This is a genomic window from Hylemonella sp. GW821-FHT10B10 (assembly GCF_059415585.1).
This window is the reverse complement of sequence record NZ_JBWKNN010000001.1, coordinates 1,218,255-1,237,477: the sequence shown is the minus strand read 5'-3', so window position 1 is coordinate 1,237,477 and position 19,223 is coordinate 1,218,255. Positions and strand designations below refer to the sequence as shown.

The 19,223-nt window shown below is 65.9% G+C and carries 17 protein-coding genes and 1 riboswitch; of the genes, 13 read left to right on the top strand and 4 right to left on the bottom strand.

Annotated features, from left to right (window positions below):
• The first annotated feature begins 1 nt into the window (after position 1).
• From AC07NT_RS06055 to AC07NT_RS06015, 9 genes are all read left to right on the top strand, one after another.
• Positions 2-913: a hypothetical protein gene (locus AC07NT_RS06055; RefSeq protein WP_498597342.1), complete on the top strand. Its 912-nt coding sequence runs from the start codon at positions 2-4 to the stop codon at positions 911-913.
• A gap of 101 nt (positions 914-1,014) precedes the next feature.
• Positions 1,015-1,806, top strand: a complete 792-nt coding sequence (locus AC07NT_RS06050) for a sulfite exporter TauE/SafE family protein (RefSeq protein WP_498597343.1) — start codon at positions 1,015-1,017, stop codon at positions 1,804-1,806.
• Between the two features lie 6 nt (positions 1,807-1,812).
• Positions 1,813-3,621: a nitrite/sulfite reductase gene (locus tag AC07NT_RS06045; RefSeq protein ID WP_498597344.1), complete on the top strand. Its 1,809-nt coding sequence runs from the start codon at positions 1,813-1,815 to the stop codon at positions 3,619-3,621.
• Between the two features lie 13 nt (positions 3,622-3,634).
• On the top strand, positions 3,635-4,015 hold the full coding sequence (locus AC07NT_RS06040) for a DUF934 domain-containing protein (RefSeq protein WP_498597345.1): 381 nt from the start codon (positions 3,635-3,637) through the stop codon (positions 4,013-4,015).
• A gap of 12 nt (positions 4,016-4,027) precedes the next feature.
• A complete protein-coding gene (locus AC07NT_RS06035; RefSeq protein ID WP_498597346.1) occupies positions 4,028-4,786 on the top strand; it encodes a phosphoadenylyl-sulfate reductase in 759 nt (252 codons plus the stop codon).
• Complete coding sequence (cysD, locus tag AC07NT_RS06030) at positions 4,783-5,727, top strand: sulfate adenylyltransferase subunit CysD (protein ID WP_498597347.1); 945 nt, start codon at positions 4,783-4,785, stop codon at positions 5,725-5,727. Before AC07NT_RS06035 ends, cysD begins: the two co-directional genes overlap by 4 nt.
• On the top strand, positions 5,727-6,980 hold the full coding sequence (locus tag AC07NT_RS06025; RefSeq protein ID WP_498597348.1) for a sulfate adenylyltransferase subunit 1: 1,254 nt from the start codon (positions 5,727-5,729) through the stop codon (positions 6,978-6,980). The genes cysD and AC07NT_RS06025 overlap by 1 nt, the downstream gene beginning before the upstream one ends.
• Before the next feature lie 113 nt (positions 6,981-7,093).
• The gene (gene fdxA, locus AC07NT_RS06020) at positions 7,094-7,423 is read left to right on the top strand and encodes a ferredoxin FdxA (RefSeq protein ID WP_498597349.1); all 330 of its coding nucleotides are present in this window, start codon (positions 7,094-7,096) and stop codon (positions 7,421-7,423) included.
• 14 nt (positions 7,424-7,437) lie between these two features.
• Positions 7,438-8,538: an NAD(P)/FAD-dependent oxidoreductase gene (locus tag AC07NT_RS06015; RefSeq protein WP_498597350.1), complete on the top strand. Its 1,101-nt coding sequence runs from the start codon at positions 7,438-7,440 to the stop codon at positions 8,536-8,538.
• A 98-nt stretch (positions 8,539-8,636) separates the two neighbouring features.
• Positions 8,637-8,741: riboswitch (TPP riboswitch) on the top strand.
• Between the two features lie 54 nt (positions 8,742-8,795).
• On the opposite strand, the gene thiD is transcribed toward AC07NT_RS06015, so the two are convergent.
• Complete coding sequence (gene thiD / locus AC07NT_RS06010) at positions 8,796-9,647, bottom strand: bifunctional hydroxymethylpyrimidine kinase/phosphomethylpyrimidine kinase (RefSeq protein WP_498597351.1); 852 nt, start codon at positions 9,645-9,647, stop codon at positions 8,796-8,798.
• Between the two features lie 24 nt (positions 9,648-9,671).
• Between thiD and AC07NT_RS06005 the strand changes: the two genes are divergently transcribed.
• From AC07NT_RS06005 to AC07NT_RS05990, 4 genes are read left to right on the top strand one after another with little or no spacing between them, the layout of a single operon-like run.
• Positions 9,672-10,769, top strand: a complete 1,098-nt coding sequence (locus tag AC07NT_RS06005) for an FAD-dependent oxidoreductase (RefSeq protein WP_498597352.1) — start codon at positions 9,672-9,674, stop codon at positions 10,767-10,769.
• 4 nt (positions 10,770-10,773) lie between these two features.
• Positions 10,774-10,971: a sulfur carrier protein ThiS gene (gene thiS, locus AC07NT_RS06000; protein WP_498597353.1), complete on the top strand. Its 198-nt coding sequence runs from the start codon at positions 10,774-10,776 to the stop codon at positions 10,969-10,971.
• A gap of 3 nt (positions 10,972-10,974) precedes the next feature.
• Positions 10,975-11,769 (top strand): thiazole synthase, encoded by a 795-nt coding sequence (locus AC07NT_RS05995; protein WP_498597354.1) that lies wholly within the window; start codon positions 10,975-10,977, stop codon positions 11,767-11,769.
• Entirely contained in the window at positions 11,766-12,656 is an 891-nt protein-coding gene (locus tag AC07NT_RS05990) for a thiamine phosphate synthase (RefSeq protein ID WP_498597355.1), read from the top strand. The genes AC07NT_RS05995 and AC07NT_RS05990 overlap by 4 nt, the downstream gene beginning before the upstream one ends.
• Before the next feature lie 6 nt (positions 12,657-12,662).
• Here the strand turns inward: AC07NT_RS05990 and AC07NT_RS05985 are convergent, their stop codons facing one another.
• The 3 genes from AC07NT_RS05985 to purL form a co-directional block, all read right to left on the bottom strand.
• Positions 12,663-13,154, bottom strand: coding sequence for a Crp/Fnr family transcriptional regulator (locus AC07NT_RS05985; protein ID WP_498597356.1), 492 nt, complete (start codon positions 13,152-13,154; stop codon positions 12,663-12,665).
• A gap of 120 nt (positions 13,155-13,274) precedes the next feature.
• A complete protein-coding gene (locus AC07NT_RS05980; protein WP_498597357.1) occupies positions 13,275-15,143 on the bottom strand; it encodes a sensor domain-containing diguanylate cyclase in 1,869 nt (622 codons plus the stop codon).
• A gap of 16 nt (positions 15,144-15,159) precedes the next feature.
• Complete coding sequence (gene purL, locus AC07NT_RS05975) at positions 15,160-19,155, bottom strand: phosphoribosylformylglycinamidine synthase (RefSeq protein WP_498597358.1); 3,996 nt, start codon at positions 19,153-19,155, stop codon at positions 15,160-15,162.
• Between the last annotated feature and the right edge of the window lie 68 nt (positions 19,156-19,223).

Below are 19,223 nucleotides of genomic sequence, written 5' to 3'. Positions count from 1 at the left end.
CATGCAAAAGTCCCTGTGCACGCCTGCGCTGCTGTTGATCGCGGGTCTGATGGGTGCCCTGCAGCCTGCCCATGCCGACGGCTGCAAGACCTCCGATGAGAAAGTGGCCGCCGCCCAGATGAAGGCGGCGGAAGAGACCGAGCGCAGCGGCAAGCTGAAGGAAGCCTATGCAGCCGCCGGCAAGATCGATGCCATGTGCCTGCCCGGCAACGGCTACAAACAACATGAGGCCCTGCGCAAGCGCATCGGCCAGCAACTGGGCCAGCAGGAGGAAGGCGCTGGCCGCCTGGCTACGGCCTTCGATTGGTACAAGGGCTCGGGCAACGGCAGCGAGGCAGACCGGGTCAAGCTGAAACAGGTACAGGCCAGCCCGCGCGACCGCAACCTGGTCTCAGGCGCCATCGACCATTTCAAGTACCAGAACAACAAAGCACGCGAAACCGAACTGCGCCAGCTGGCCGCCAAAAACGCGGAACTTGAACTCGCCAGCGAAGAAAAAGCCTTTGCGACCCGCAAGGAGTCGTTCAAGGAGCTCAGCGAGGCCAAGGACTGGTTCTACTACGTGGGTGACGGCGCCGCGCCGAAAGTTCGTGCCCGGGCCGAGCAACGCGGTGACACCCTGGCCCAGGACGACACTTTCCGTCATATGGAAAACGCCCGGCGTTATTTCGGCATTGCCGAGGCCAAACAGAAAGAAAAACTGTTGAAAGACAAGGCCTTGCGCCTGGCCCAGGCCCACGAGAAAAAAGGCGAAATCTCACAGGCGCGCGATTTTTACAGCCTGGCCGGTGAAGGCAGCAAGGGTGATGCGCTGCAGGAGCGCGCCGAGGCGCAGCACAAGAAAGCGGAAGACACGCGCCAGAAACAGTTCAAAAAGGGCCAGAGCGATCTGGAGAAGGAGCTGGGTCTCTGACCAGTTGCCCCGCTTCGGCAGCAGCGCTTATTACCAGTAGTTATAGGGAAACAAGAAAAATGTAGTTTGGGATCTGAGAGCCCGCTTTTACAGTCTCGTCCATGCATGACGTGGCGTTCATTTTTGCGGGCTTTTTCGTCGGTCTGGTCGTTGGCCTGACCGGCGTGGGCGGCGGCTCGCTCATGACGCCCATCCTGATCTTCTTTTTCGGCGTCAAGCCGCACCTGGCCGTCGGTACCGACCTGCTGTTTGCGGCTTTCACCAAGCTCAGCGGCACTGTGCGCCTGGCCCGCCAGCGTGTGGTGGACTGGCGCATCGTCTTCCACCTCTCGGCCGGCAGCATCCCGGCGGCGCTGATCACCCTCTATTTCCTGCACCGCGTAGGCCCGGCCAACCCGGCCGTCCAGAGTCTGATGACCAGCACCCTGGGCGCGGCCCTGCTGCTGACCGCCGCTGCCACCCTGTACAAGGCCGTGCGCGGCAAGCTGCTGCCGGCCGCCCTGGCCGCTGGCCAGGAAGCCACCGCCGCCCGCCCCCGTCACTGGAGCCTGCCCCTGCTGCTGGGCGCCCTGGTGGGAACCCTGGTCTCGCTGACCTCGGTGGGCGCGGGCGCCATCGGCGTCAGCGTGCTGCTCTTCATCTACCCCCTGCTGCCGCTGCCGCGCATCGTGGCCGCCGACATCGCTTACGCCGTGCCGCTGACCCTGGTCGCCGGCCTGGGCCATGCCTCGCTGGGTTCGGTGGACTGGTCTTTGCTGGCCCTGCTGCTGGCTGGCTCCCTGCCCGGCATCTGGCTGGGCAGCCACCTGATCCACCGCATCAACGAACGCGTGGTGCGCTCCATCCTTTCCCTGCTGCTGGCCTGGGCCGGCCTCAAGCTGATCGCCATCTGAACTGCTATGTACCAATACACCGACTTCGACCGCCAGTTCGTGCGCCTGCGCGCCGAGCAGTACCGCGACCAGCTCGAGCGCCATCTGGCCGGCCAGCTGGGCAGCGAGGAATTCCGCCCCCTGCGCCTGCAGAACGGCTGGTACGTGCAGCGCCATGCCCCCATGCTGCGCGTGGCCGTGCCCTACGGCGAACTCTCCAGCGCCCAGGTACGCGTGCTGGCGAAGATCGCCCGCGAATACGACCAGCCCACGAACGAGATCTTCCAGGGCGCCATCGCGGCGCAGAACAAGCTGGGTGACATCCAGCTGCGCGATGGCAAGGCCATCGGCAGCAAGCTGGTGACAGGCTACGCCCACTTCACCACGCGCCAGAACGTGCAGTTCAACTGGATCCCGCTGGACAAGAGCGCCGACGTCATGGACCTGCTGGCTTCGGTGGGCATGCACGGCATCCAGACCAGCGGCAACTGCATCCGCAACATCACCAGCGACGCGCTGGCCGGCATCGCCGTGGACGAGGTGGCCGACCCCCGCCCCTTCGCCGAGATCCTGCGCCAGTGGAGCACGCTGCATCCCGAGTTCGCCTTCCTGCCGCGCAAGTTCAAGATCGCCATCACCGGCGCGCGCGAAGACCGCGCTGCGATCGCGTGGCACGACGTGGGCCTGCAGCTGCTGCGTAACGAGGCCGGCACCCTGGGCTTCAAGGTGCTGGTGGGCGGCGGCATGGGCCGCACCCCGGTCATCGGTACCACCATCCGTGACTTCCTGCCCTGCGACCAGATCCTCAATTACACGGAAGCCGTGGTGCGGGTCTACAACCGCTGGGGCCGCCGCGACAACAAGTACAAGGCCCGCATCAAGATCCTGGTGAAGGCCGAGGGCCAGCGCTACATCGACGAGGTGGAAGAGGAATACCGCCAGATCATCGAGCGCGACGGTGCCCCGCACACCATCACGGCTGCCGAGTTCGAGCGCATCAGCGCAAACTTCGTACCGCCCACCCTGACCTGCGACCGCAAGAGCGCCGACGCCAAGATCGCCCACATCCTCAAGGCCGCGGCCGAGGATGACGTCGAATTCGGTCGCTGGTTGCAGCGCAACGTCAGCGCGCACAAGAACCCCGACCTGCGCGCCGTCACCCTCTCCTTCAAGCGCCTGGGTCAGTCCCCGGGGGATGCCACCGCCACTCAGCTGGACGCCGTGGCCCAGCTGGCCGATCGCTACAGCGGCGGCGAAGTGCGTGTGACGCACGAACAGAATCTGCTGCTGCCCTGGGTGCGCTGCGACCAGCTCGCCGAACTCTGGCGCGAAGCCCGCCACCTGGGCCTGGCCAAGCCGAACATCGGCCTGCTGACCGACATGATCGCCTGCCCCGGTGGCGACTTCTGCGACCTGGCCAACGCCCGGTCCCTGCCCCTGGCCGAGGCCATCACGGCCCGCTACCAGGACCTGGACGAGCTGGAAGACCTGGGCGAGATCGACCTGCACATCAGCGGCTGCATCAACTCCTGCGGTCACCACCACAGCGGCCACATCGGCATCCTGGGCGTGGACAAGGACGGCAAGGAGTGGTACCAGGTCACCGTGGGCGGTTCTGACGGCAAGCTGCTGTCGGGCGATCCGGTGCCGGGCAAGGTCATCGGCCCCTCCTTCTCTGCGCATGAAGTACCCGACGTGATCGAGGCCCTGCTGGACACCTACCGCGCCCAGCGCAACAGCGGCGAGAACTTCATCGACACGCTGCGCCGCGTCGGCGCCGATCCGTTCAAGCAGGCCGGCCAACAGGCCCGCCACGACACCGCCGCCACGGTCTGAAGGAGTGCACGAGATGAAACTGTTTTCTGCCGACACCGCGCCGACCGAACCCCATGACCTGCAAGTGCTGGTCCTGGCCAATGACGCTGACCCGCGCACCCTGACGCTGGACGGCGTGGCTCGCATCGACCTGCATTTCCCCAGCTTCACCGACGGCCGCGCGCACAGCCAGGCCTTCCTGCTGCGCCGCCGACTGGGTTACCAGGGCGAGATCCGCGCTACCGGCGACGTGCTGGTCGACCAGCTGCCCCTGCTGTCGCGCAACGGCTTCGACGCCGCCGTGCTGCGCGCCGACCAGGACCTGGCCGTGGCCGAGCGCCAGCTGGCCCGCTTCAAGAGCCACTACCAGGGCGACGCCGTGCAGCCGCGCCCGCGTTTCGTGCAGGCCGCCTGAGAAAGCCCCGTGATGAAAGCCACCGAACTCAATGCCCGCGCCAGCGCCGATTTCGCGGCCAAGCTGGCCCGCACACAGGAGCTGCTGCAAGAGGCCGCGCGCGACTTCGCGCCCGTGCTGCCCGGTGGCCCCTCCCTGGTCAGCCTGGCCTGCAGCCTCGGCGCCGAAGACATGGTGCTGGCCCACCTGATCAATACTCAACAGCTCAATATCGGCATCTTCGTGCTCGAGACCGGTCGCCTGCACACCCAGACCCTGGAACTGATGCACCAGCTCAAGGCCACGTCCCGCGCGCCGGTGGAAATCTTTCGGCCGCAGACCGAAGCCGTGGTGCAGTTCGTACAGCGCGAGGGCAAGGACGCCATGTACAAGAGCATCGAGCTGCGCAAGGCCTGCTGCCATATCCGCAAGATGGAGCCCCTGGAACGCGCCCTGGCCGACAAGCGCGCCTGGATCACCGGCCTGCGCCGCGAACAGTCCGACGCGCGCGCCGAAGTGCCCTTCATCGACGACAGCAACGCCCATCGCCTGAAATTCAACCCCTTGGCCGAGTGGACCTGGGGCGACGTCTGGCACTACATCAAGCAGAACAACGTGGCCTACAACCAGCTGCACGACCAGTTCTATCCCAGCATCGGCTGCGAGCCCTGCACCCGCGCCATTTCGCTGGGTGAGGATTTCCGCGCCGGCCGCTGGTGGTGGGAGAACGAAAACGCGAAGGAGTGCGGCCTGCACGTCCAGGAACCATTGAAACAAGGAGCGCAAGCATGAACGCCCGCGCCGAACGAGAACTCGTGAACCAGACCGTGCACCATCTGAGCAATGCCCACCTCGACGCGCTCGAGGAAGAAACCATCTTCATCCTGCGCGAGGTGGCCGCTACATTCGAGCGCCCAACCCTGCTGTTCTCCGGCGGCAAGGACTCGCTGGTCATGCTCAAGTGCGCCGAGAAGGCCTTTGGCATCGGCCGCCTGCCTTACCCGCTGCTGATGATCGACACCGGCCACAACTTCCCCGAAGTGACGGCCTTCCGCGACCAGCGCGCCGCCGAACTGGGTGCCGAACTCATCGTGCGCAGCGTGGAAGACTCCATGAAACGCGGTACCGTGCGCCTGGCCCATCCTGGCGAGAGCCGCAACGTGCACCAGTCGGTCACGCTGCTGGAGGCCATCGAGGAATTCCGCTTCGACGCGCTGATCGGCGGCGCCCGCCGCGACGAGGAGAAAGCCCGCGCCAAGGAGCGTATCTTCTCGCACCGTGACAGCTTCGGCCAATGGCAGCCCAAGGCCCAGCGCCCCGAGCTCTGGACCCTATTCAACACCCGCCTGGCCTCGGGCGAGCACTTCCGCGTGTTCCCCATCAGCAACTGGACCGAGCTGGATGTCTGGCAGTACATCGAGCGCGAAAACATCGCCCTGCCCTCGATCTACTACACGCACAAGCGTGAAGTGGTGGACCGCCGCGGCATGCTGGCTCCCGTGACCGAACTCACGCCGCCGCGTCCCGGTGAACAAGTCATCGTGCGCGACGTGCGCTTTCGCACCGTGGGCGACATCACCTGCACCTGCCCCGTGGCCAGCACAGCCGCCACGGCCGCTGACATCGTGATCGAGACCCTGGCCGCCGAGGTCAGCGAGCGCGGCGCGACCCGCATGGACGACCAGACTTCGGATGCGTCCATGGAGAAACGTAAAAAGGATGGTTATTTCTGATGGAAGCCCTCAAATTCATCACCTGCGGTTCGGTTGACGACGGCAAGAGCACGCTGATCGGACGCCTGCTGGTCGACACCCGCGCCGTGCTGCAAGACCATCTGGCCGGCGTCCAGCGCCAGGGCCAGACGGACCTGGCCCTGCTGACCGACGGCCTCTCGGCCGAGCGCGAGCAGGGCATCACCATCGACGTGGCCTACCGCTATTTCAGCACCGAGACACGCAAGTTCATCATCGGCGACGCGCCCGGCCATGAGCAGTACACCCGCAACATGGTCACGGCGGCATCGAGTGCCGACGCCGCCGTGGTGCTGGTTGACGCCACCAAGCTCGACTGGCAGAACCCGGCCCTGGCCCTGCTGCCGCAGACCCGCCGCCATAGCCTGCTGCTGCAGCTGCTGCGCGTGCCCTCCATCGTCTTCGCCATCAACAAGCTTGACGCGGTGGACGATGCCAAACTGGCCTTCAAACACATCAGCGCCGCCCTGCAGGCTTTCGCCAGCAACGCCGGCCTGGACGTGCGTGCCACCGTGCCCGTCTCAGCCCTGCAGGGCTGGAACGTGGTGGATGCCCCGGAACAGGCCGGCTGGTGCGGTTACGCAGGCCCGACGCTGCTGGACATCCTGGAACAGCTGCCGGTGACGGCCGCCGACACGGCCCTCCCCCTGGCCTTTCCGGTGCAGTGGGTGGAAAAGTTCTCCTCGTCCAGCGACACCTCGCAAGGCCGCCGCGTCTTCTGGGGCCGTGTGGCCGCAGGCGGCGTGCAGGCCGGCGACACCGTGAAGATCTTCCCCAGCGGCCAGACAGCCACCGTGGCCCAGGTGCTCAACCACGTGCGCCAGCCCGGCAGCGTGAGCGCCGGCCACAGCGCCGGCATCGTGCTGGACCGCGAAGTGGACGTCTCGCGCGGCGACTGGCTGCTGGCCGTGGGCCAGGACCAGACCTCGCGCGAATTGCTGGCCACCGTGGCCTGGATGGACGACGAGGCCCTGGTGGCCGGCCGGGTCTACTGGGCCCTGCACGGACACCGCTGGGTCAAGGCCAAGGTCAAACGCATCGTGCACCGCCTGGACATCAACACCCTGGCCGAGGAAGAGGCCACGCAACTGGAGCCCAATGCCATAGGCCACGTCGAACTGGCCCTGCAGGAGGCGATTCCGGCCCTGTCTTTTGGCCGTTCCCGCGGCCTGGGCTCGCTGATCCTGGTGGACACGGCCAGCCACCGGACTTCGGGCGCGGTGCTGGTGAATTGAGCCTGAGGGCTTGATCCAGCGCAACAACCCTCCGCATGGCAAGGGCGAGAATCCCCGGCAAGTGCAAAAGCCAATAAAATCAAGGGTTTCCACCCAGCTTTCAGAACTACAACATGACCCACGTCGTCACCGAATCCTGCATCCGCTGCAAATACACCGACTGTGTTGATGTCTGCCCCGTCGACTGCTTCCGCGAAGGTCCGAACTTCCTGACCATCGATCCGGACGAGTGCATCGACTGCGCGGTCTGCATCCCCGAGTGCCCGGTCAACGCCATCTACGCCGAAGAGGACGTGCCGGCCGACCAGCAGCACATGACCAAGCTCAACGCCGATCTGGCCAAGCTGCCGACCTGGAAAAGCATCACCAAACGCAAGCCCTCTCTTCCCGACGCGGACGATTGGAAAGACAAAACTGGCAAGCTGAAAGAGCTTGTGCGCTAAACCTCTTTTTACCGATGGAACCCAAACTCAGTCCCGCCGTGATCCAAACCGCCCAGGCCCACGAAGGCCCGATCGAAACCGATGCTGTCATCGTCGGTGCCGGCCCCGTCGGCCTGTTCCAGGTCTTCGAACTCGGCCTGCTCGAGATCAAGGCCCATGTAATCGACTCGCTGGCCTATCCCGGCGGTCAGCCCATGGAGTTGTATCCCGACAAGCCCATCTATGACATCCCGGCCGTGCCGGTGTGCACGGGCAAGGAGCTGACGGATTCCCTGCTCAAGCAGATCGAGCCCTTCGGCGCGACCTTCCATCTGGGTCAGGAAGTCACCGTGGTGCAAAAGCAGGACGACGGGCGCTTCTTTGTCGAAACCAGCAAGGGCACCCAGTTCCTGACCAAGACGATCTTCATCGCCGCCGGTGTGGGCGCCTTCCAGCCGCGCACACTCAAGGTGGACGGCCTGGAGAAGTTCGAAGGCACGCAACTGCACTACCGCGTGAAGAACCCGGCCGATTTCGCCGGCAAGAACCTGGTCATCGTGGGCGGCGGCGACTCCGCCCTGGACTGGACGCTGAACTTCGCAGCCGTTGGCCCGAACAAGGCCGAGAGCGTGATCCTGCTGCACCGCCGCGACGGTTTCAAGGCCGCCCCCGCCAGTGTGGCCAAGATGAAGGAACTCTGCGACGCCTACGAGATGCAGTTCATCGTGGGTCAGGTCACGGGCTTTGACGAGACGGACGGCAAGCTCAGCGCGATCAAGGTCACGGGCGGAGACGGTGTCACGCGCGTAGTGCCACTGGACGTGCTGCTGGTCTTCTTTGGCCTGTCCCCCAAGCTCGGCCCGATCGCCGAATGGGGCCTGCAGATCGAACGCAAGCAGCTCGTGGTGGACACCGAGAAGTTCTCCACCAGTGTGCCCGGCATCTTTGCCGTGGGCGACATCAACACCTACCCCGGCAAGAAGAAGCTCATCCTCTCGGGTTTCCATGAATGCGCCCTGGCCGCCTTCGGCGCCATGCCCATCATCTTCCCGGACAAGAAGGTGCATCTGCAGTACACGACCACCAGCCCCAAGCTGCACAAGGTGCTGGGCGTGGAATCGCCGGTTTTCGACTGACCACGGTCAAGAAAAACCAAATCAGAGCAAGCCCACCGTCCGGTGGGCTTTTTCTTTGCCCGCGCCCGGGACTAAAATGGCACCTGCGCTCTTCGGAGTGCATCCGCTAGGGGTGTTGCCGCGGTTCCTGCCGCGTCGACTGAGAAAGTCCCTTTGAACCTGATTGAGGTAATGCTCACGCAGGGAAGCAGGCCCCAACCGGTTTCACCGGCAGCGGCCCCTCCCCCTGCTGCTTTGATATGAAACGCGTGACAGTCTCAGCGTGTGCCCGCCAGGACCCGCATGACCACCGGCGCATGGCCGTGGTTGAGCGGGCCGTGGCCCTGCCCTGTGTGCACCTCCGCCCCCGCGGCGATGGCCCCCAGGATGTAGGCGCGCGCCAGACGCACGGCTTCTTCCAGCGCATACCCCAGAGCCAGATGCGCGGCAATGGCCGAGGACAGGGTGCAGCCCGTGCCATGCACGTTCTGGCTGGCGATGCGCGCCGAGGCGAGACGCACCGAATCATGACCGGGCTGCAGCAGCAGGTCCACCACCTCGTCTCCCTGCAAGTGCCCCCCCTTGAGCAGCACAGCGGGTGCACCCAAGGCGAGCAGTTCGCGCGCGGCCGGCTCCAGCGCCGCGATGCCAGCGATCTTGTGGCCCAGCAGCAACTCGGCCTCGTCCAGATTGGGCGTGATCACGGTGGCCAGCGGGAAGAGTTCCTTGACCAGCACGGACACGGTCTCCTCGGCAATCAGTCGGTCACCGCTGGTGGCCACCATGACCGGGTCCAGCACCACGTGCTGGAGCTTGTATTTGCGGATGGCCTGCGCCACGACACGCACGATCTCGGGCGCGTGCAGCATGCCGATCTTCACGGCGTCGGCGCCGATATCCTCGAGCACGGCGTCAAGCTGCGCCGCCAGGAACTCGGGCGGCACACCGTGGATGCCACGCACGCCCTGCGTGTTCTGCGCTGTCAGCGCCGTGATGGCCGTCATGCCGTAGCAGCCCAGGGCACTGAAGGTCTTGAGGTCGGCCTGGATGCCGGCGCCACCGCCGCTGTCGGAGCCCGCTATAGACAGCACGCGCGGGTAATGTTTGTCGTTCGTCGTGAGATTCATCATGACGAAAATTATCGGGCCTTTTGAATGAACGCCAAGACACCGGGTCCTGTTTCTGTTGTGCTGGGTGCCGGCCTCATGGGTCGGCTGCTGGCCTGGCAGCTGGCGCGCGCCGGTCATCGCGTTACGGTCTACGAGGCTGGCGGCGCCGATGCACAGAGCTCGCCGGCACGTATTGCCGCCGCCATGCTGGCACCGCTGGCCGAATCGGCCATCACCGAGCCCAGTGTGGTTGAGATGGGTCGCCATGCGCTGACGCGCTGGCCCACCCTGCTGGCACAACTGTCGCAGCCTGTGTTTTTCCAGCAGGAAGGCACCCTCATCCTCTGGCACCGCCAGGACGCGGCCGAAGCGCAGCGCTTCGCCGGCCTGCTGCGCAACACCAACGAAAAGCTGCCCGCCTTGCCCAAGGTCCAGACACTGGATGCCGCGGGCGTGAAACGACTGGAGCCCAGCCTTGAGAACCGTTTTGCCCAGGGTCTGTACCTGCCGGGTGAGGGCCAGCTCGACAACCGCCAGCTGCTGGCCGCCCTGCTGCACGAATTGCAGGCCCTGAAGGTTGAGCTGCACTGGAACAGCCCACGTGCACCGCAGGATTTCCAGCCCGGCACCGCCGGCCAGCCCGACTGGCTGTTCGACTGCCGAGGCCTGGGCGCCAATGCGCAATGGAGCCAGTTGCGCGGCGTGCGCGGCGAGGTGGCCCGCATCCACGCGCCCGACGTGCACTTGAGCCGGCCCACCCGGCTGATCCACCCGCGTTACCCGATTTACATCGCGCCCAAGCAGGACCATCTCTTCGTGATCGGCGCCACCGAGATCGAGAGCAACGACCTCTCGCCGCCCAGCGTGCGCTCGACGCTGGAGCTGCTCAGCGCCGCCTATGCCGTGCACCCAGGGTTTGCCGAGGCCCGCATCCTGGAGATCGCCACCCAGTGCCGACCCACCTTGCCTGACAACCTGCCGGCCATCCGCCAGCTGGGGCCCCGCACCCTGCAGATCAACGGTCTGTACCGCCACGGCTTCATGATCTCGCCGGCCCTGTTGGACGTGGCGCTCGAGTACGTGCAGGAGCAGAGCACTAAACTCGCGGGTTCGCTGGACCTGCATCTGGAAACCGTGGTTTGAAGCCATGAAAGTCATCATCAACAAGCAAGAGCGCGAATTGGCCATGGGGGCCACGCTGCTCGATGCCATCACCGCCATCGAGGCCAAACCGCCGTTTGCCGCGGCGGTGAACACCCAATTCGTGCCCAAGACGCAATACGCCCAGCAGTCACTCAAGGACGGGGACCGCGTCGAAATCATCTCTCCCGTCACTGGCGGATAAACCATGTCTAGCAACGATCCCCTCGTCCTCTACGGCGAAACCTTCCATAGCCGCCTGCTGCTGGGCACTTCGCGTTACCCATCGCCGGCTGTGCTCGAAGCCGCGGTGCAGCTGGCCAAGCCGGCCATGCTGACCGCCTCGCTGCGCCGCCAGGGCGCTGTTCCCCATGAGAGCGGCAACCAGTTCTGGGACATGCTAAAGAAGCTCAAGGTGCCGGTGCTACCGAATACCGCCGGTTGCCACAGCGTGCAGGAGGTCATCACCACGGCTCAGATGGCACGCGAGGTCTTCGAAACGCCCTGGATCAAACTGGAACTGATCGGCGATGACTACACGCTGCAGCCCGACACCTTGAACCTGGTGGAAGCCGCCGACTGGCTCATCAAGGCCGGCTTCAAGGTGCTGCCTTACACCACCGAAGACCTGGTGCTGTGCCAGCGCCTGGTCGACGTGGGCTGCCAGGCCGTCATGCCCTGGGCCGCGCCCATAGGCACCGGCAAGGGCCCCGTCAACCCCTACGCCATGCGCATGCTGCGTGAGCGCCTGAATGTGCCCATGATCGTTGACGCCGGCCTGGGCAAGCCTTCGCACGCCTGCACCGTCATGGAGTGGGGTTATGACGGTGTGCTGCTCAACACCGCCGTCGCCCTGGCGCAAGACCCGGTGGCCATGGCCGGCGCTTTCGCCGCCGCCACTCAGGCCGGCCGCGACGCCTGGCGTTCCGGGGCCATGAGCGAGCAGGACGCCGCCCAGCCCTCCACACCCGTACTGGGCACGCCTTTCTGGCACCACGCATGACACAACTGACTTCCGAAGCGCAGGCCATCGTCGCCGCGCACCAGGACCTGGCTCTGCCCCTCGCGAGCGAACCGGCCTTGCACTACAGCTGCGACGACACGGTCTATCGCAATGCCAAGCAGGCCTGTCTGGCCCTGGGTTTCATCGAGATCGACGCCGAATGTGTGGCGCTGGCCTGGCAGGCCCAGGTGCAGCGTACCGGCCGGTTCGACCCCCAGGCCTGGCCCGATGAGCCTGCCGACTTCGGCCTGCGACCCTGGCCGCGCGCGGACGCCTTCCCGCCCTGCCCCAAGGCGCTGGGCCTGTACGCCGTGCTGCCCGATGCCGCCTGGGTGGCGCGCGTGGCACGCGCCGGCGTGCCCACGGTGCAGCTGCGCTTCAAGTCCGAAGATGCCACCGCCATCCGTCGCGAGGTACAGGCCGCGGTCGATGCCGTGCGCGGCACCTCATCGCTGCTCTTCATCAATGACCACTGGCGCGAGGCCATCGCTGCTGGCGCCTATGGCGTGCATCTGGGCCAGGAAGACATGGAGGTGGCCGACTTCGTCGCCATCCGCGCCGCCGGCCTGCGTCTGGGCCTGTCCAGCCACGGTTATGCCGAGATGGTGCGCGCCGACCGGCTCAGCCCGAGCTACATCGCCATGGGCGCGGTCTACCCCACCACGCTCAAGCGCATGGCCACGGCCCCGCAAGGCCCGGGCCGGCTGGCTGCCTATGCCCGCCTGATGCGCAACTACCCGGGCGTGGGCATCGGCGGCATCTCGGCCGCCGAACTGCCCGAAATCAAAGCCACGGGAGTGGGTTCGCTGGCGGTGGTGCGGGCCATCACGGCCGAAGCCGATCCGGAGCAGGCCGCTGCCAGCCTGATGGCGGCTTGGGCAGCCTAGCCCAGGCTAAGTGCTGGCGATACGCTTGCTGACATCCACCATGCGTGAAGCCACGATGGCCCCCAGAGCCATGGCCAGCGAGAGTGCCACCGTCGGATGCTTCTTGCTCAGGGCCTCGAAGTCCTCCGGGCTCATGGACCAGACCTTGCAGCTGCTGTAGGCCACCACCGAGGCGCTGCGTGGCAGGCGCGAGAAAAAACTGCCCTCGCCCACCACGGTGCCGGCGCCCAGGATGGCCAGCTGCATGAGCGCCTTGTCGGTCTTGACATCGACCTTGAGGTTGCCCGACTCCAGGAAATACAGATTCCGATCCTGCGCGCCCTGCGCAATCAGCAGGTGCCCGCGCTCGTACTGGTGCGCATGCAGATGGTCTGCCACGATGTACCAGGACTGCGCGCCCAGGTGCTTGGACAGCACGCCATCCTCGGTATTGCGCGAGATGGCCGTGATCAGGCCGTTGACCGCACTGTTCTGCGCCAGCGGATTGAAGGAATTCATCAAACACCCTTTTCTCGGGCCTGTCGGGCCCGGTCATGTTGTTCTGCAAGGCTCTCGCGGAGTATTGGGTGTCCCCCTGGGGCTGTCAAGCTCGCAAGCCCGACACCCTGGCGCTGCGCATCAAGGCGTCTCGTCGGCCAGCCGGACCCGGTTGCGGCCCGCTTCCTTGGCCTGGTACAGCGCCCGGTCGGCGCGCGAAAGCACGGCGTCGGCCGACAGGTCGTCGGCGAGGATGGCGGCAATCCCGATGCTGACCGTCATGCCGACCTGCTGCCGCCCGAAACTCAGCGGGTGTTCGGCCAGCTTGTCGCAGATGCGCTGGGCAAAGCCCTGGGACGTCTGCGGTCCGCTGCCCGGCAGGATGATGGCGAACTCCTCGCCGCCCATGCGGCCGGCGATGTCGGTGGCGCGCAACTCGTGGCGCAGGATGTTGGAAAAATGGCGCAGGACGCTGTCGCCGGCGGCATGGCCGTACTGGTCGTTGATGCGCTTGAAGTGGTCCAGATCCAGCATCAGCACGCAGGCATCACGCGTGGTGCGGCGGCGCACCCGCTCCAGCTCGTCCTCCAGCCGGCGCAGGAAATACCTGCGGTTGGGCAGGCCCGTGAGCGCGTCGGTGCTGGCCTGCTCGCGCAGATCGACCTCCAGCTTCTTGCGCTCGGTGATATCGATGCGGCTGCCGATGATGTAGCCCCTGGGCGTGCGATGCTCGCTGAACTGCACCCAGCGCCCGTCGGCCAGCTCCATCTCGTGGGGCACGCCGTCGGCGATGCGGTGCTGGCGCAGGCGGCGGGCCAGCCACGCCTCTTCCTGGCCCAGGGCTTCGGCATAGAGCCCACGCTGCAGGCCGGTACGCGAGATCTCCTCGAAGCTCTTGCCAGGCTGGATGACGTCGCGCAGGCTTTCGAACAGCCGCAGATGCGCCTCATTGCACATCACTACGCGGTCCTCGGGATCGTAGATCGTGATGCCTGCGGACAGGCTGTTGATGCCCTCGCTCAGGAGTTGCAAGGCCTGGTCAGCCTCGGCGCGCGCCGACTCTCGCAAGATCTCGATGCGGGCCATGCGCCGCAGGGTCAGGCCCAGCAACAGCCCCAGCAGCAGGATGAGGGCAGCGACGTAGGCCGCGCCCCGGTACCAGTTCTGCAGGGCATCCCTGGCGGAGATACCGATCACGACGTAAAAGGGATACTGGTCGATCTTGCGAAAGCTGTAGCGGCGCTCCTCGCCATCGGTCACGGCCCTGAACTCTGCCCGCCCGGCGATCTCCCCCGCGTCGATGCGGGCCTGGATGGGGTTGCGCACCGGCTTGTTGAACTCGCTCTCAAGCCAGGGATAGCGGATCACCAGCTTGTGCTCCGAACTGCTGCGCACAAAGGCCACGCTGCCCGGGCTCAGCCGCAGGGAAGCGAAGACCTGATCGAAATGACCCAGGTTCAGCGACCCGGCCACCGTGCCCAACATCCGCCCCGACCTGTCATGCACGGGGACGTAGGTCGCCACCGTGAGCTGCCCGGACACGTTGCCGCGCACCAGTTCGGAAAAGGCGATGCTGGCCTCCGGGTGATTCTGCAGGTACTGGAAGGCCGGTCTTTGCGCAATATTCCCGGACCGCGGGAGCGTCGCCGGACGCCTGGTGTCATACAGGATGTTGCCCGCGGCATCGTAGACAAAGATGTCGCGCAACTCCGGAAACTGCGCCTTGTAGGGCATGAGAATGTCCGACACCTCCCGTTCGTGCCGCGCCACATTTGCGGTCTGCATCGTGCTGGTCGAAAGCCGGTTCGCGATCTGGTGCAGCGTGGCATCCATGCGCCGCAGGGCGGACGACAACTGGCCATCGATGGTCTGCGTCAGGTTCTCGGCGTGGTCCGAGGCGCGCGCCAGCGAAGTCTCGTAACTGCCCTTGAGCAGATACGCCAGCATCAGCACCAGCCCCGCAAAGCCCAGCGCCAGCATGCGTGTCTGGGCGCGGGGTGTCACGAGCATGGTGCTGCCTCGGTTCTCAGCCTATCCAGCGCCGCGCATTGCGCCAGATCTGCATCCAGGGGCTGGGCTGGCTCTTGTCCAGCGGCGTCCAGCTCATCTGGATGTTGCGGAACACGCGCTCGGGGTGCGGCATCATGGCCGTGAAGCGACCGTCGGCCGTGGTGACCGCGGTCAGGCCACCAGCGCTGCCGTTCGGGTTGTAGGGGTAGGCCTCGGTGGCCGCACCGCTGTTGTCCACGAAACGCATGGCTGCGATGGCCTCGGCAGCCTTGCCGCGGTAGGCGAAGTTGGCATAACCCTCACCATGCGCCACGGCGATCGGCAGGCGACTGCCCGCCATGCCCTGGAAGAACAGGCTGGGCGATTTCAGAACCTCCACCATGGACAGGCGGGCCTCGAAGCGTTCGCTGCGATTGGTGGTGAAGCGCGGCCAGGCTTGCGCGCCCGGAATGATGTCGGCCAGTTCGGCAAACATCTGGCAGCCGTTGCACACGCCCAGGCCAAACGTGTCCTTGCGGGCAAAAAAGGCCTGGAACTGCTCGGACAGCACGGGGTTGAAGGTGATGGAGCGCGCCCAGCCTATGCCGGCACCCAGCGTATCGCCATAGCTGAAACCGCCGCAGGCGACCACGCCTTTGTAGTCCTGCAGCCTGGCACGGCCGCTTTGCAGATCGGTCATGTGCACATCGTAAGCCTCAAAGCCGGCTTCGGTAAAGGCGTAAGCCATCTCGACATGCGAGTTCACGCCCTGCTCGCGCAGCACGGCCACCCTGGGGCGGCTTTTGAGCAGTGCCGGGGCCAGTTGCTGCGCCGGGTCGAAGCTCAGGTGCACATGCAGGCCGGGATCGTTCGGCGCGCCGGCCGCGGCATGCTCCTGGTCGGCGCAAGCCGTGTTGTCGCGCTGCTGGTTGATTTTCCAGCTCACGCTGTCCCAGACCTGATGCAGATCGGCCAGCTTGGCGCTGAACACCGATTTGGCATCGCGCCAGACCTGCAGCTCGCCCACACCCGCGCTCACGGCACCACCCGCCGGGCGGGTCTTGCCGACGACGTGGCTGAATTTCGAGAGGCCGTGCTCACGCAGAACCGCGAGTACGGCATCGCGATCTTCGCTCTTCACCTGCAGGACCGCGCCCAGTTCCTCGTTGAACAGGGCCTTGAGCGTGAGTTCGTCGCGGCGCGCGCTGACCTGGCTTGCCCAGTTCTTGCTGTCGCCCGCGTCCATACGGCTGTCGGAGATGCCGTCGCCTTCGGTGACCAGCATGTCCACATTGAGCGCCACGCCCACGTGGCCGGCAAAAGCCATCTCGGCCGCGGCCACCAGCAGGCCACCGTCGCTGCGGTCGTGGTAAGCCATCAGCTTGCCCTGCGCGCGCAGGGCGTTGACAGCGTTCACGAGTTTCACGAGGTCCTGCGGGTCGTCGAGGTCCGGCACCCTGTCGCCCGTCTGGTTCAGCGTCTGCGCCAGGATGGAACCCGCCATGCGGTTCTGGCCGCGGCCCAGGTCCACGAGCAACAACGTGGTGTCGGCACTGTTGTCGAGTTGCGGCGTCAGCGTGCCCCGAACATCGCCCAGGGTGACGAAGGCGCTCACGATCAGCGAGACCGGCGAGGTGACCTTCTTCTTGTCGCTTCCGTCCTGCCACTGCGTGCGCATGGACAGGCTGTCTTTGCCCACGGGGATGGAAATGCCCAGGGCCGGGCACAGCTCCATGCCCACGGCCTGCACGGTGGCGTAAAGCGCGGCGTCCTCACCGGGCTCGCCGCAGGCGGCCATCCAGTTGGCCGAGAGCTTGACGCGCGGCAGTTCGATGGGCGCAGCCAGCAGGTTGGTGATGGCCTCGGCCACGGCCATGCGACCGGAGGCCGGGGCGTCCAGCGCGGCCAACGGCGTGCGCTCGCCCACGCTCATGGCCTCGCCCTTGAAGCCGGCGTAGTCGGCCAGGGTCACGGCCACGTCGGCCACGGGCACCTGCCAGGGACCGACCATCTGGTCACGGTGCGTCAGGCCGCCCACGGTGCGGTCGCCGATGGTGATGAGGAAACGCTTGGACGCCACGGTGGGGTGGCTCAGCACGTCGATGACGGCCTTTTGCAACTCGACGCCGCCCAGGTCCAGCGGTTTGAAGCTGCGCGCGATGGTCTTGACATCCCGGTGCATCTTGGGCGGCTTGCCCAGCAGCACGTTCATGGGCATGTCGACCGGGCTTTCATGGCCTGCATCGGCCAGCACCAGCTGGCGCTCTTCGGTGGCCACACCGACCACGGCAAAGGGACAGCGCTCGCGCTCGCAGAAGGCCTTGAAGATCTCCAGCGACTCGGGCGCAATGGCCATCACATAACGTTCCTGGCTTTCATTGCTCCAGATTTCCTTGGGCGCCAGGCCCGATTCTTCCAGCGGCACGGCACGCAAGTCAAAACGCGCGCCGCGGCCCGCGTCGTTGGTCAGCTCCGGAAAGGCATTGGACAGGCCACCCGCGCCCACGTCGTGGATCGCCAGGATGGGGTTCTTCTCGCCCTGGGCCCAGCAATGATTGATGACCTCCTGGGCGCGGCGTTCGATCTCGGGGTTGCCGCGCTGCACGGAATCGAAGTCCAGCTCGGCCGCATTGGCGCCCGTGGCCATGGAACTGGCGGCGCTGCCTCCCATGCCGATGCGCATGCCCGGGCCGCCCAGCTGGATCAGCAGCGTGCCGGCCGGGAACAGGATCTTCTTCGTCTGGTCCGCATCGATGGCACCAACACCGCCGGCGATCATGATGGGCTTGTGATACCCGCGCTGCACGCTGTCGGCACTGCTGGCCACGGTCTGCTCGTACTCGCGGAAATAACCAGCCAGGTTGGGGCGGCCGAACTCGTTGTTGAAGGCCGCACCACCCAGGGGACCCTCGATCATGATCTGCAAGGGGCTGGCGATGTGCTCAGGCTTGCCGCCCTTTTCATCCGACCAGCCGCCCCAGAGCTTGGACACCGTGAAGCCCGTCAGGCCCGCCTTGGGACGCGAACCGCGGCCGGTGGCACCCTCGTCACGGATCTCGCCGCCCGCGCCCGTGGAGGCACCCGGGAAGGGGGAAATGGCCGTGGGGTGGTTGTGCGTCTCGACCTTCATCAGCACGTGGTTCACGGCCTCGGACTTCTGGTAGCCCGGTGCACCGCCCTGCCCCATGCGCGCCACGAAACGCTCGACGGCGCTGCCTTCCATGATGGAGGCGTTGTCCGAATAGGCCACCACCGTGTGCTGAGGGGCGAGCTGGTGGGTGTTGCGGATCATGCCGAACATGCTGCGCTGCTGGCGCACGCCGTCGATGGTGAAGTCGGCGTTGAAGATCTTGTGGCGGCAATGCTCGCTGTTGGCCTGGGCGAACATCATGAGTTCGACGTCGGTCGGGTTGCGCTTCAGGTCCTGGAAAGCCTGGACCAGGTACTCGATCTCGTCTTCGGCCAGGGCCAGGCCGAACTGCACATTGGCTTTTTCCAGCGCGGCGCGGCCACCGCCCAGAATGTCCACATGCTCCATGGGCGCCGGGTGCAGCTCGGTGAACAGGGCACAGGCTTCCTCACGGCTGGCCACGGCGCTTTCCGTCATGCGGTCGTGCAACACGGCGGCCACCAGGCCCAGCTGTTCGGGCGACAGCGCCGCCTTGCCCAGCAGGCCGGACCTGAGCATGAGCCGGTATTCAACCACCCGCTCCACGCGGCGCACGGCCAGGCCGCAGTTGTGGGCGATGTCCGTGGCCTTGGAGGCCCAGGGCGAGACGGTACCCAGGCGCGGCGCCACCACCACCAGCGGGCCTTCCGCCGGGCCGGCGTAGGGGTCGCCGTAGGTCAGCAGGGCGGCCAGCTTTTGCTTGAGCTCGGCCGTGGGCTCGGTATCACAGGCCACCAGATGCACATAGCGCGCGGCGATACCGCTGATCTTGTCGTGGATGCCCTGCAGGCGGGGCAGGATTTGCTGGATGCGAAAGGGGCTGAGGGCGCTGCCGCCTTCGAAAGAGGAGATGTGCAGGGTCACGGGGGTGGCCTTGAGGGGGTGGGGACCGGGGTCCGGGGGAAAGCGGCGATTTTACTTCGCCCCACTCC

Coding starts and splice junctions, on each gene's coding strand:
- cysD (WP_498597347.1), top strand. CDS start 4,783: ATGAACGCCCGCGCCGAACGAGAACTCGTGAACCAGACCGTGCACCAT.
- AC07NT_RS05980 (WP_498597357.1), bottom strand. CDS start 15,143: ATGCTCGTGACACCCCGCGCCCAGACACGCATGCTGGCGCTGGGCTTT.
- AC07NT_RS06055 (WP_498597342.1), top strand. CDS start 2: ATGCAAAAGTCCCTGTGCACGCCTGCGCTGCTGTTGATCGCGGGTCTG.
- AC07NT_RS06035 (WP_498597346.1), top strand. CDS start 4,028: ATGAAAGCCACCGAACTCAATGCCCGCGCCAGCGCCGATTTCGCGGCC.
- AC07NT_RS06050 (WP_498597343.1), top strand. CDS start 1,015: ATGCATGACGTGGCGTTCATTTTTGCGGGCTTTTTCGTCGGTCTGGTC.
- thiD (WP_498597351.1), bottom strand. CDS start 9,647: ATGATGAATCTCACGACGAACGACAAACATTACCCGCGCGTGCTGTCT.
- fdxA (WP_498597349.1), top strand. CDS start 7,094: ATGACCCACGTCGTCACCGAATCCTGCATCCGCTGCAAATACACCGAC.
- AC07NT_RS05985 (WP_498597356.1), bottom strand. CDS start 13,154: ATGAATTCCTTCAATCCGCTGGCGCAGAACAGTGCGGTCAACGGCCTG.
- thiS (WP_498597353.1), top strand. CDS start 10,774: ATGAAAGTCATCATCAACAAGCAAGAGCGCGAATTGGCCATGGGGGCC.
- AC07NT_RS05990 (WP_498597355.1), top strand. CDS start 11,766: ATGACACAACTGACTTCCGAAGCGCAGGCCATCGTCGCCGCGCACCAG.
- AC07NT_RS05995 (WP_498597354.1), top strand. CDS start 10,975: ATGTCTAGCAACGATCCCCTCGTCCTCTACGGCGAAACCTTCCATAGC.
- AC07NT_RS06025 (WP_498597348.1), top strand. CDS start 5,727: ATGGAAGCCCTCAAATTCATCACCTGCGGTTCGGTTGACGACGGCAAG.
- AC07NT_RS06005 (WP_498597352.1), top strand. CDS start 9,672: ATGAACGCCAAGACACCGGGTCCTGTTTCTGTTGTGCTGGGTGCCGGC.
- AC07NT_RS06040 (WP_498597345.1), top strand. CDS start 3,635: ATGAAACTGTTTTCTGCCGACACCGCGCCGACCGAACCCCATGACCTG.
- AC07NT_RS06045 (WP_498597344.1), top strand. CDS start 1,813: ATGTACCAATACACCGACTTCGACCGCCAGTTCGTGCGCCTGCGCGCC.
- AC07NT_RS06015 (WP_498597350.1), top strand. CDS start 7,438: ATGGAACCCAAACTCAGTCCCGCCGTGATCCAAACCGCCCAGGCCCAC.